At 37.2% G+C, this 12,873-nt stretch carries 9 protein-coding genes; 5 read left to right on the top strand and 4 right to left on the bottom strand.

Translation table 11 applies throughout. The features are described from left to right. The first annotated feature begins 327 nt into the window (after window positions 1–327). The 4 genes from FBT53_RS10190 to FBT53_RS10175 all read left to right on the top strand — a co-directional run bounded on the left by FBT53_RS10190 (window position 328) and on the right by FBT53_RS10175 (window position 2,406). On the top strand, window positions 328–573 hold the full coding sequence (locus FBT53_RS10190; RefSeq protein WP_136951080.1) for an AbrB/MazE/SpoVT family DNA-binding domain-containing protein: 246 nt from the start codon (window positions 328–330) through the stop codon (window positions 571–573). Next, on the top strand, window positions 564–887 hold the full coding sequence (locus FBT53_RS10185; protein ID WP_136951079.1) for a type II toxin-antitoxin system PemK/MazF family toxin: 324 nt from the start codon (window positions 564–566) through the stop codon (window positions 885–887). Before FBT53_RS10190 ends, FBT53_RS10185 begins: the two co-directional genes overlap by 10 nt. A gap of 362 nt (window positions 888–1,249) precedes the next feature. Then, window positions 1,250–1,825 (top strand): Crp/Fnr family transcriptional regulator, encoded by a 576-nt coding sequence (locus FBT53_RS10180; protein WP_136951078.1) that lies wholly within the window; start codon window positions 1,250–1,252, stop codon window positions 1,823–1,825. Window positions 1,826–1,917: 92 nt separating this feature from the next. After that, window positions 1,918–2,406 (top strand): hypothetical protein, encoded by a 489-nt coding sequence (locus FBT53_RS10175; protein ID WP_136951077.1) that lies wholly within the window; start codon window positions 1,918–1,920, stop codon window positions 2,404–2,406. Between the two features lie 85 nt (window positions 2,407–2,491). Here FBT53_RS10175 and FBT53_RS10170 read toward each other — a convergent pair whose 3' ends face one another. From FBT53_RS10170 to FBT53_RS10155, 4 genes are all read right to left on the bottom strand, one after another. Next, window positions 2,492–3,265, bottom strand: a complete 774-nt coding sequence (locus FBT53_RS10170) for a DUF1080 domain-containing protein (RefSeq protein WP_136951076.1) — start codon at window positions 3,263–3,265, stop codon at window positions 2,492–2,494. Window positions 3,266–3,969: 704 nt separating this feature from the next. Next, window positions 3,970–6,975: a ThuA domain-containing protein gene (locus FBT53_RS10165; RefSeq protein WP_136951075.1), complete on the bottom strand. Its 3,006-nt coding sequence runs from the start codon at window positions 6,973–6,975 to the stop codon at window positions 3,970–3,972. Window positions 6,976–7,138: 163 nt separating this feature from the next. Continuing rightward, on the bottom strand, window positions 7,139–8,389 hold the full coding sequence (locus FBT53_RS10160; protein WP_136951074.1) for a nitrate/nitrite transporter: 1,251 nt from the start codon (window positions 8,387–8,389) through the stop codon (window positions 7,139–7,141). A 103-nt stretch (window positions 8,390–8,492) separates the two neighbouring features. Further along, on the bottom strand, window positions 8,493–9,173 hold the full coding sequence (locus tag FBT53_RS10155; protein ID WP_136951073.1) for a type 1 glutamine amidotransferase domain-containing protein: 681 nt from the start codon (window positions 9,171–9,173) through the stop codon (window positions 8,493–8,495). 366 nt (window positions 9,174–9,539) lie between these two features. Between FBT53_RS10155 and FBT53_RS10150 the strand changes: the two genes are divergently transcribed. Further along, complete coding sequence (locus tag FBT53_RS10150; RefSeq protein WP_136951072.1) at window positions 9,540–12,761, top strand: hypothetical protein; 3,222 nt, start codon at window positions 9,540–9,542, stop codon at window positions 12,759–12,761. Window positions 12,762–12,873 lie beyond the last annotated feature (112 nt).

Here is a 12,873-nt window from a genome sequence, read left to right as displayed (position 1 = left end):
GGTATACGCTCGCTCAATTGGAAGCTCGCAAACAGTTTTTCCTGGTAATCCTTTTTTCCCTGCATACCTAAAGTTAACGCCCCAACGTTAAAATCGTCTTTACCCTATATGGTTTTTTCGTTAACTTGTGCAACAGGCACAACGTGTATAGCTCATTGCGGCTGAATTCCTAATCGGAATTCATTGCAACTTACTATCTTTCGGTTACGGCGGAAAATCATAGCTGATTTCCCGCAACGAGCCATACATAAAACCGTTGGCATTAATACGATTCGAATTTTGATTTTTCATTAAAATGTATTTACTTTGTAATAACATTTTAAAATTATGGAAACATCAATAATAAAAATCGGAAATTCAAAAGGACTTCGTTTAAGCAAGACCATTTTAGAAAAATATAATATTAAAGACAAGGTTGAACTTATCCTTGAAAAAGGACAAATAATTCTTAAGCCAATTGCTTTGCCAAGAAAAAATTGGGAAATGGAATTCAAAAAAATGAGCGAGAACGGAGACGACAAATTACTCATGAACGATGTGTTCGATGATGAAAACCTAGAGGAATGGATTTAAAACAATATTCAATCGTTCTTGTAAATCTTGACCCAACAATTGGAAGTGAAATAAAAAAAACAAGACCTTGTGTTATCATTTCGCCAAATGAAATGAATAAATATTTGAACACAATTGTTCTTGCACCAATGACAACGAATCTGAAAAAATATCCAACTAGAGTTTCTGTAAAACACAACGGAAAGGAAGGAATGATTGCTATCGACCAGATTCGGAAAGTTGACAAAATCAGAATTATCCGAATTTTTGAAAATCTGACAAAATCTGAAATTGAGAAATGTAAAGCAGTATTAAAAGAAACTTTTGTGGACTAGAAAAAAGCACTGAAAACTAACAAAGAACTGAGGTAAAAACCAACAAATTTCTGCATTAAATTGGAGACCTACTTATCTTGGCCAGAATCCTACTATTTTTGGATTTTAGTTATTACAATCGGCTATTCTTATCCTTAACCGTATATAATAACCAATATGTAATTTTCATCGGAGGGCAGACTTATTTTATCTCTTAAGAATACCTACTCCATAGCTCTTTGTTGCTCACCTTGCTAAAATTGCTCCGAGTTTACTTTATCCCTAGGAACCCCTCCCCTTTTGTAATAACTCTTGGATTTCTAAGAGTTAGAACTAAAACACAAAAGGCATTAATAAACTTCAAAATTGTTTAATTTTAACACGTGCAAAAACTAAAAGAGTATTTGGGGCAGTTTGGAGTGTTATCAGAAGAAAATTTGGAACTTTTGGTAAGTTTTTGTGAGCCAAAAACTTTAGAAAAAGGGCAGCCTTTACTACAAGTGAATGATAGAGTAGATAGTGTCTATTTTATAGCAGAAGGCTTTTTGCATTATTATACACATACGGAAAATGGAGACCGAGTTACACTAAATGTAATTAGTCCAAACTATTTCTGGACCATGCTTAACGAGTTTATCAACCAAAAACAAACGCAAGATAGCTGTATTGCACTAACAAAAGTTTTCTATTGCGAAATTAAGAGGAAGGATTACAATGCTCTAAAAGAACAGAATACCACCATTGCCAACTTTATGCATAGTATTACTGAGCAAATTCTCTCTTTAAAAGTACTAGAGACAAATAAAAAATCTAAGTTAACGGTAGAAGAACGTTACATAGATTTGCTTGATACCAATCCAGAAATGGTACAGAAGGTTCCGGTAAGTATTATTGCCTCTTATCTCGGGACTTCTAGAGAAACGTTACACAGAATACGTAAAAAAATTGCAGCCATCTAAAAGTCATTAAAAACTAATTGTGTCAGTTGACACATTTTTTTTAATGCGGAAATTAGATTTTTATCAGGAGAAAAATTGATAAACCTGATACTATGAAAATGTTAGCTAAAATTGTACTGTTTGTTCTACCAATAATAACCTTGGCACAACATAATCCTGAGAAAAGTTTTGAAGCTTCTGTAGTGCTAGAAACAAGCTCTGAAAATGCATGGAACGCTATAACTGATTTTTCTACTTTTAATTCTTGGGATAATAATGTGGTTGCGGTAAAATGTCCGGAAGATGTAAAGAGCAATCAAAGATGCCAAATGATTTCTAAAACTGGTGAAATTATTGAGGTTGAATTGGTAGATATTGTAGAGAACGAATATTATACCATACGATACAAAATATCTAACGGCAACTTTTTTATAAAACGTAGTTTAAATGGTAATGAAGCAGTGACTTTTACTGAAACTGCTTGGTTTACTGGTATTTCTAAAAAAACTTTTGAAAGATATAAGGGTGACGATTATGCCGCTTTAATGAGCAATCGTGTACAATCTTTTAAAACATATCTAGAACAAGATTTAGGCAAATAATATTCTTTATCCTTTTATAGTTGCAATGTAAAAAGGTTGCCCTTAAACGGGCAACCTTTTTTATGTATGCTACTTCATCAAAAAACTATAAAGCTCTAATTTTCATATTCCTAAACCACACCTCAAAATACCAGTTTTGCAATGCTATCTTACCTTTAGTGTGTTTTCCAAATTCTGGGAATTCACTAAACCTAGAGGCTGCCACTTGTGCGGACCATGACTTGGTTGTAAAATCTTCTTTGGCTGTAAGTATCCCATTTAAATAAAATTCAACCTTACCATCTTTCTGCTTTATGGTAGAGGTATTCCATTGCCAAGTTTCTTTTACTTGTACTTTGTTTATTTGTTTTTGAAACCCGTACAAACAACCCGGTGCCTTAGTTTCTGTTCCATAGTCCATATGGTCCGTATCTAACATTTGATACTCTGGCCCTGAGTGATAAGTATTTAATATATCTGGCTGTTCTTGAACGTTGATAAAAATGCCACTATTTCCCCTAGCCGCTATTTTCCAATCAAACGAAAACTCATAGTCTTCATAGGCTTTATCGGTCACTAAATCGCCCCAAACTTTAGACTGGTTTTTTGCATCGCAAAACAGCATACCATCCTTTACCTGCCAAGCCCCAAATTTTGTAGAGTCCGCATTGTTATACAAGTGCCAACCGTTTAAACTCTTACCGTCGAACAAAAGCTCCCAGCCTTGCTCTTTTTCTATGGCTAATAACTTATTGTGTACTTTATTTTGTTCTGCTTTAGCTTTAGTATTCCATTCTGTAGAAACTTGCTTCTCTTTACGTTTGCACCCTATAAATACAATACACATCAGCATTACACATAAAAAGGTTTTAGGCTTCATTTTTTTCAGTTTAGTTCAAACAGTAAATTACTAATTTCTTAACTAAAGCGTTAGTAGATTTCTTATATAAATTACCATTGTTTATATTTAACGTAACCAATCGAGTTTAAAACAAAATAAAGCGCCTAAATAACCAACTAAAACCAATTATGTAAAAACAAAAATCACTTAATACTTGGCTAATTTATGCCTTATCGCTTTTTAGCATATTCTGTTTCTGTTTTGGAGGTATAGCTATATTATTTGCCTTATCAGCATTTTTATTGGCAGAAAAAAATCAGAAAAAATATTCCATTTAATTACAGTGGCCTAAAAGGTTATGGATTTAAAGAAGATTTAAAAAGTAAAGTGTTCGCTGTAATAGATATGATTAACAATCTCCTAATTATAAGAATCACTATTCGGACGTTAACTACTATTGGTTTGAATTTTATGGGCTTCAGAGATTATTAGAAAATTAAAAATATTAAGTAATAGCCATACACCCTTTTTTTTTTTAGAGTGATTTTATAACTCATTCTCACCGTAAATTGACTTACATATTGCTTTAACTACAACCGTTATGCAATCTAAAATTTCTTTTAATGGGAAGTTGAAATCACATTCTCATAGAAACCCAAATTAATTTGAAGTAAATAAAAGAAGAAGGTCGGGCAATTACCCGACCCTCTTTGCATTGATGGGTGATAAGTATTCGTGAATGTTTACTCTTTCTTGCGCAATACTACAGCATTGGTCGCTGTTAAAGGCAAGGTATTTTCTTTACCATCGTCTGTATAGCTGGCAGAAAGTATAAAAACTCCCGTTTTTGCTCTGTCTTCTGGCACAACTTTCCCTGATAAAGGTAAGCTTTCTTTTTTAGTTTTGTCTACTGTCAACGATTCTATGTAGCTTGCTATCTGTCTGGCTTCTAACTGACTTACATCTGGATGAGCTGGCATTTGCACTTCTCCCCAGACGCCAGAACCGCCACCAATTATCTTAGTCATTAAATAATTGGTACTACCTCTTTGTTTGGTATACTTAGCAGAGATATCTTGATAGGATGGTCCTATAGAACTTTCTTTTTCTTTATGGCAGCTTTTACAATCTAAGGATTGTGTTAAGGCTTTTCCTGTTACTTCTCCGGAAACTTGCTGGTGACCAAAATTCATATCTACTTTATCCATCCCTTGTTGGTAGTCCACACTAACATATACGTTTTCCGTTTTTACTTCGCCATCTGGGTCATCTACGGTTACTTTATAGGCTATTGGCTTTCCAGGTTGGTACGTCTCAGTAGTCCCATCTGTTAGTTCAATCGAGACTTTTGGTCTTTGGTTCCCTACTACAATGGTTTTATCTGTACTCCTAACCTCTTTACCTTGTGCATCTTTTACCACCAAATGCATTTTGTAAACACCAGCATTTTCGTAGGTATAAGAAATGTTGGCTTCTGGAGTTTCTTTTTCGGTTCCATTGCCAAATTTCCATAGGTATGTAAGCGCATCTTCTTCCCTATCATAAGCCTTTGCATTAGCTTCTAAGGTAAATGGTACCGCTCCTGCATCTGTATTAATGGTGAATTCTTCTAAGACCGGCTCTCTATTTCCTGGATTAAATTCTATATAGGATAAGCCACTATCGGGATTGGCAGTAAACCAGCCTTTACCATATTCTAATAGATACAAACGCCCATCTGGACCTAGCTCCATGTCTATTAAACTATTAATTTCTACTTCTGGAGCAAAGGGTTCCATTTTATTGAATGAGCCATCTTCAAAAAGCGTCACAGCTTTCATCCATCCTCTAATCCAATCATAAACTATGACTTTACCATTATAGTAAGTAGGTAATCCACCACCGTTTTCATATAAGTCAGAATAAAACGTTGGGCCTGCCATAGCATTTCTTCCACCTTGCGCTACTTGCGGAAATTGCGTCGTTTCTGCATAAGGATAATATACATATGCAGGCTGCGCCGGTGGCAATTCTCTTAGACCTGTATTGTTTTTAGAATCATTTATTGGGTTTTTGGGGTCAAATTGAGGTCCACTCTCCCCTGTTGCGTAATCATAATCAAAATATGCATAATTATTACCAACAAATAAAGGCCAGCCAAAGTTACCAGGTCCACGTGCTTGATTAAGCTCATCATACCCTCTTGGGCCTCTATTTTTAAAATTATCCTTAGGTGCATCTGGCCCTACGTCTCCCCAATACACGTAGCCCTTTTTTGGGTCTACAGAAATACGGTAGGGATTTCTATGCCCCATGGTATATATTTCTGGCCTTGTTTTATCAGTACCTTCTGGAAATAAATTTCCTTTGGGTATGGAATAGGTACCGTCTTCGTTTACCTTAATACGTAATATTTTACCTCTTAAATCATTGGTATTACCAGAAGAGCGTCTGGCATCATATTGTTCTTTCCCTGGTAAATCGTTTAAAGGAGCAAAACCATTATTCGTATACTCAACCCCTTTTTCATTGAATGGTGTAGAATTGTCTCCTGTAGATAAGTACAAAAGGTTATCTGGTCCAAAAGCAATAGAACCTCCAGTATGGCAACAAATTTCACGTTGACTTTCTACATCTAAAATCACCTGCTCTGTTTCCATTTTAAATTCGCCCTCTATGAACTTAAAACGAGATAATCTATTTACCCATTCGTCTCCCGTAGGAGAATAAAATACATAAATCCAATGGTTCTCCTCATAATTTGGGTCTTTCTGCAAACCCATTAATCCTTCTTCCGCATTTACTCCGCGTGCCTCTAATGCTTTGTGGTACACATCTAGCAAAGCAACTTGTTTTACAGCCTTGGTTTCTGCATTGTACCACAAAATTTCTCCTCGCCTTTGTGCTATTAAAACATCATTATTAGGTAAAATAGTCATCTCCGTAGGCTCATAAAAACGCCCAACCGCTAGTGGAACTTTGGAAAAACGGTCTGTATCTGGTGGTATCTGTGTAGTCACCTTACTATAATCCAATTCTAAGTTATCTCCTATGGCATAAGTAATACCTCCTAATAGATGTTTTAAGAAAAATTCCTCCTTAAAACTTTCAGAAGTATGCCCTCCTGCCGTGTAAAATGCTCGGCCACCATCAAACTCATGATACCAAGCCATAGGGTGATGGTCTCCATTTTTACCACCTTCATATGTGCTTTCGTCAATCGTTAAAAGCACATTAACCTCAGGATTCAAGTTTTTAAAATTATACATTTCATCTTTTCTTCTCCAGATACTATCCGTGAAAAAATTGGTAGCGGGGTGTTGCGTATCTTTTACGATAAAGTCTGCTTCTGGAGTACCTCTTGGGTGACTCAAAAATTGCCCACCCACAAGTTTGGTATACCAACCCCAATCGTACTCCGTATCTGTAGCTGCGTGTATCCCTACAAATCCGCCACCAGCTTGTATGTAGCGTTCAAAGGCAGCTTCTTGTTTGTGGTCTAGCACATTGTTAGTGGTGCTTAAAAATACAATTGCCGAATATTGTTTTAAATTTTCATCCGTAAACAAAGTAGCTTGGGTGGTCGTATCTACCTTAAAATTATTTTTTGCCCCCATTTTTTGCAATGCAGTAATACCATCCGGAATGGATTTATGCGCAAAGCCCATGGTTTTAGAAAATACAAGGATTTTAGGGTCCCCTTCCCGCTTTTTACTACAACTTACAGTTAATAGTATAATGGCAGTTATCGTTAGCAGTAATTTTTTCATACCCTAATGTACTAGTTAAATCACTGGCAACGCAAAGTTTTCGTAATTATAGTACATGTGGTGCCCTATCCCTTATCCCAATTTATTGGTGTTTTATAGGGCGAAAGGGTTTTCGTAAAATCAAGAAGCTTATCGCACTAAAAAAAGCAAGATTTTACCTTGATTACCTATTATATTTTCTATGATACAGAATACTAAAAAATGTACCTAAAGCAGAAAAAACAAATAACATCCAGAAAACCAATTGATGACCAACAGCTCCAGGATACGTATCTAGCAAATACCCGTACGCAGGACCAGCAAATATGTCTGGTGTATATCCTATTAAAGAAATTAAACCAACGGCAGTACCTGTAAATGCTAAGGGTATTCTACCAATTCTTAGAATAGAAAAATACAATGCTCTACACGCATAGACACCAACACCTACGATAAAAACAGAAATAAAAAACAAAATACTAGTAGTTGGAGTAATTATACCTAAACCAAATAATAGTCCCCCAACCATACAGACTATAAATCCTAGGACTAAAATTAGGGTAATTTTAAAGCGGTCCACAATTAGGCCTAAAGCAATACCTGTTGCGGGTCTAAGAAATTGCAAAAAAGTACCCACTTGAGCGGATTGTACCATATCCATCTGCATTACTTCTTCTGCATAAAGACTGATTACATCTGTTATTTTGTATCCTACGTAACCACAGCAAATAATAAGCATCAACAACCAAACCGACCGTAGTTGTAATACTTCTTTAACCTGATGCCAAGAGATGCGCTCTACTTCTTGTGTTTCTTTTTGGTCTGGCAATTCCATAAACTTCCAAACTAAAAATCCAATCAATAGAATTAAACCAGAAGACACATAAATTACCCGACCAAAAGCAACTCTTTTAGCTTCTTCACTTTCATTACCCGCAGTTTCTGGCAATACTAAGGTAAAAATTAGTACACCTAGCAAACCAAAAAGTGCTCCGGTCAATCCCCTTCCACCATCTAAAAAACTAAATGCTTTACCTTGAGAATTTGCACCACCCCAAACACGGGTGGCTTTTATCATGGGAGCCCAAAATAGAAAGATTGTGGTAAAACCCCACCAACCATATAGCAATTGTAAGACCCATAAATCTGGAAATTGCGCATAAACAAACCCTGCCAAAGCTGTAAGGCATAAGGCTACAGCAATTAATTTTTTAGGAGGATATTTATCTGCAATAGGACCGCCCAATAGATATGAAACCATGGCTACGATACCATAAATTGAAAAGCATATTCCCAATTCTACATTATTGACCTCAAAAGCGGCCATCACCGTTGGTCTAAAAATACGGGTAATTACAAAAGGTAATATAAAAATTGCTTCCCCAGACAAAATGAGTAAAGCAAGATATAACCAGTGATTGCGGGAGTCATCCAAAACGGAAGAGAATATTGATTTTTTCTAAAAATGGATATAATAATTGAAAAGCACAAAAAAAGCGCAGGAATTCCTGCGCTTTTCACTATCAGTTGCGGTATTCCTAATTCAATCTCCTTAACAACATTTCCGCAACCAATTCTGATGAAGCTGGGTTTTGACCTGTAATCAAAAGTCCGTCTTCTTGGGCATAAGCAGCCCAATCTTCTTTTTTGGAGTAAACCCCTCCGTTTTCTTTCAACATGTCTTCCACCAAAAACGGCACTACTTCTGTAAGTTGTACTGCTGCTTCCTCTGTATTGGTAAATCCAGTAACCTGTTTTCCTTTTACCAAAGGTTCTCCGTTTTGGTCTTTTACATTTTTAAATACAGCTGGTGCATGGCATACAGCAGCAACAGGTTTATTACTATTGTAGAAATTTTCTATCAATTGCACACTGTCTTGGTCTTCTGCTAAATCCCATAACGGTCCATGCCCTCCTGGATAAAATACAGCATCATAATCAGCAGCATTTACCGTGTTCAGTTTTTGTGTATTCGCCATGGCATCCATGGTTTCTTTATCCTCAAAATAACGCTTAGTAGCAGGAGTTTGAAAATCTGGTTCATTGCTTTTTGGGTCTATTGGTGGTTGCCCACCTTTTGGTGAGGCTAAGGTTACGTTTACTCCTTTATCTTTTAATAAGTAATAAGGAGCAGCAAACTCTTCTACCCAAAATCCCGTTTTTTCTCCCGTATTTCCTAGTTCATCATGACTAGTTAAAACAAACAATACATTTTTCATATTTCTTTTTCTTTTTAATTATCAATTATTTAGACTACAAAATTAAAAGCTTAAAACTTGCTTTCCATTGATGTAGGTCAATATTCAAATATTTATTATTTGTTTAAGATTGAGGTTCGTTATCGAAATAAAAGGGAACGCTATCGCTTCAATTTGCGTTAACAAGCTTTTAAGATATACGATGCCTGTTTTTGGTATCTTTAGGCGACTAATTAATCCAATGCTAAATGATAAAAGACAAGTTGTCTTGCCCAGGTATGCCGCCTAGTTCTATTACTACTATTGCTAATATCCTAGGCCCAAATAGGAGCCGATTAAATTAGCATCCGTTTAACTCAAAATAGCTAATTCGACAAACCTTAAAAAATGAAAAAACCGATTCTTCTTTTACTGTGCTTTGCAGTAAGCTGTCTAAGTTTTGGGCAGGAATTTTCCATGGAGCTACTCCAAGACATTAAACCTAGAAATATTGGCCCCGCTGGAATGAGTGGCCGTGTTACCACTATTGATGTAGTTACAGACCAACCAGATGTAATGTATGTTGGTACCGCATCTGGAGGTTTATGGAAATCTACTTCTGGCGGCATTAAGTGGGAACCTATTTTTGACCATGAGCTTACCGCCTCTATTGGTGCGGTTGCCATACAACAAAGCAACCCATCCGTAATTTGGGTAGGTACCGGAGAAGGTAACCCTAGAAACAGTTTAAATGGTGGTTATGGAGTCTATAAATCTTTAGATGGTGGTAAAAGTTGGATGAGCATGGGTCTTGAGAAAACAAGGCACATACATCGTATTTTGATAGACCCTACAGACCCAAATACCGTGTATGTTGGCGCTATTGGTTCTCCTTGGGGTATACATGAAGAAAGAGGGGTATACAAAACCACGGATGGTGGTAAAACTTGGAAGAAAATTTTATACACCAATCCTAAATCTGGGGTTGCAGATATGGTAATGGACCCAAGTAATCCTAACAAGATTTTGGTGGCTATGTGGGAGCATAAGCGTGACCCTTGGTTTTTTAAATCTGGTGGTGAAGGCAGTGGCCTGTATATGACCCATGATGGTGGAGAAAATTGGAAAAAACTTAGCGATGAAGATGGTTTGCCAAAGGGCGAATTGGGCCGTATTGGTTTGGCTATAGCAAAGAACAAACCAAACATTGTTTATGCCTTGGTAGAGGCTAAGAAAAATGCCTTGTACAAGTCTATCGATGGCGGTTTTAAATGGAAAAAAGTCAATGATAAAGAAGAAATTGGCAACCGTCCTTTTTATTACTCGGATATTCGTGTAGACCCAGAAAACGAAAATCGGTTAATCTCTGTATTTACTTACGTAAATGTTTCTGAAGACGGTGGTAAAAGCTTTACTTCTTTAATGCCCGCTTACGGTGTTGCCAATGGGGTACACCCAGACCATCATGCATTTTACATTCACCCAGAGAATGGCCAATTTATGATAGATGGTAATGACGGTGGTTTAAATATTTCTAAAGATGGTGGTAAAACCTGGCGTTTTATTGGCAACCTACCTGTAGCACAGTTTTATCACATCAGCGTAGATAACGAGTATCCGTATAACGTGTACGGCGGAATGCAAGATAATGGTTCTTGGAGAGGACCTGCTTACGTTTGGAAAGCCCAAGGTATACGTAACAGTTACTGGCAAGAAATTGCGTTTGGTGATGGGTTTGATGTGGTACCAGACAAAGACAACAGCCAATATGGTTATGCAATGAGCCAACAAGGATTTGTAAGCCGTTACGATTGGAAAACGGGTAACAATTATATTGTGCGACCAACACCACCAGATGCGGACACTAAACTTCGTTTTAACTGGAATGCCGGTATTGGTCAGGACCCATTTGATAATAGCACGGTTTATTTTGGAAGTCAGTTTGTGCATAAGTCTACCGACAAAGGGTTGACCTGGCGGGTAATTTCTCCAGATTTAACCACAAACGACCCCGAAAAGCAAAAACAAAGTGAAAGTGGTGGTCTAACCATGGATGCCACAGGTGCAGAAAATCACTGTACGGTATTGGTAATAGAACCTTCACCGGTAGAAAAAGATATGCTTTGGGTGGGCACGGATGATGGTCGGGTGCACATCACGCAAAACGGCGGACAAACTTGGACAGAAGTAACGGCCAACCTAAAGGGTTTACCTAAAGGAAGTTGGATTCCACAAATTAAGGCCTCACAAAAGAACAAGGGCGAAGCTTTATTAATCGCTAACGATTATAGACGTTTCAACTACACTCCCTATGCCTATAGAACTAAGGATTATGGTAAAACATGGACCCGTATTGTAGATGGTAACGATGTAGAAAGCTATACGCTTTCTATAATAGAAGACCCAGAAAATCCAAATTTAGTCTTCTTAGGTACGGATGATGGTTTGTATGTGTCTTTTAATGCAGGTGAAAAATGGCAAAAATGGGGTAAATCTTTCCCTACGGTATCCACAAAGGATTTAGCTATACACCCAAGAGAGCAAGATTTGGTCATAGGAACTTTTGGTAGAGCCGCTTGGGTTTTAGACGATATTAGACCTTTACGAGCTATTGCCAAAGACATGAGCATTCTAAATAAAGAAGTAGCCCTTTTTGAGAGTCCAACCGCCTATTTGGCAGCATACCAACAACCCACAGGTAGCAGATTTGGCGCAGATGCATTGTACAATGCAGAGAACAGAGAATATGGGGCTATGCTAACCTATTTCTTAAAGGAAGGCAGCAAAAAAGCGGATAAATCAGTAAAAAAAGAAGAAAAGGATGATGCTGAGGAGGCAGCAACTACCCAAAAAGAAATGACGGGTGTTCAGAAAAAAGATTCTGTACAGTTCGATATTTTTGATGGTGACCGATTAATCCGTACGCTAAAAATTAAGACCCCAGAAAAGGCGGGCTTTCATAGGTTATATTGGAACATGGACGAGAAAGGTCCAGACCGCCCTTCCAGAAAAATTAGCAAAAGCAAAAGAGAACGTGGTGGAGTTTCCGTTAAGCCAGGTACCTATCGCGTACAGGTAAGTCATGGAACAACCACGGACGAAACCACGATTAAAGTAGAAACAGACCCAAGATTGGATGTAGATATGGCTTCTGTGAATGAAGTTTACAATACGGCCAAGCAGTTACAGGATTTTACACAAACCGCTGCAGATGCCGTAAAGCAATTGGTAGAAAGTAAAGATTTGGCCAACAGCTTTAAAAAAGACATGCAAGACTTAGATAAAGAAAAGTTCAAGGAACAAATAAAAGCCTCTACAGAAATTGTAAAAGAAATTGATAGTGTTATAGCTTTATATATTGGTAAAGAAGATAAGCGCCAAGGTATTACCCGTAATCCAGAAATTACTGTTATGAACAGAATTGGTACAGCCTCTGGCTATATCCAAAGCAGACAAACAGGAATTACTAGCACGGAGCGCCAGTTGCTAAAATTTGCAGAGGATGAGTTAACATCAGCCTTGGAAAAAACCAATACCTTCTTTAACGAAAAATGGAAACCCTACCAAAGCAGTATCAAAGCTTTGGATTTATCGCCCTTTAAAGACGTAAAAACATTTAGTTTAAAGTAACCTAACAAAGCCCCCAAAATGGGGGCTTTTTTTATACTATTTCCCCAACCCTATTGGGGTTTTCTATTTTAAGTAACCTTTGCCTAACGCTGACTTAAAATTAGGGAGGTAT

Origin of the sequence: Flavobacterium sp. ASW18X (assembly GCF_005144745.1) — a bacterium.
In the GTDB taxonomy this organism is placed as follows: domain Bacteria; phylum Bacteroidota; class Bacteroidia; order Flavobacteriales; family Flavobacteriaceae; genus Croceivirga.
The sequence above is the reverse complement of the archived record's forward strand: the minus strand, read 5'-3'. Positions and strand labels throughout refer to the sequence as shown.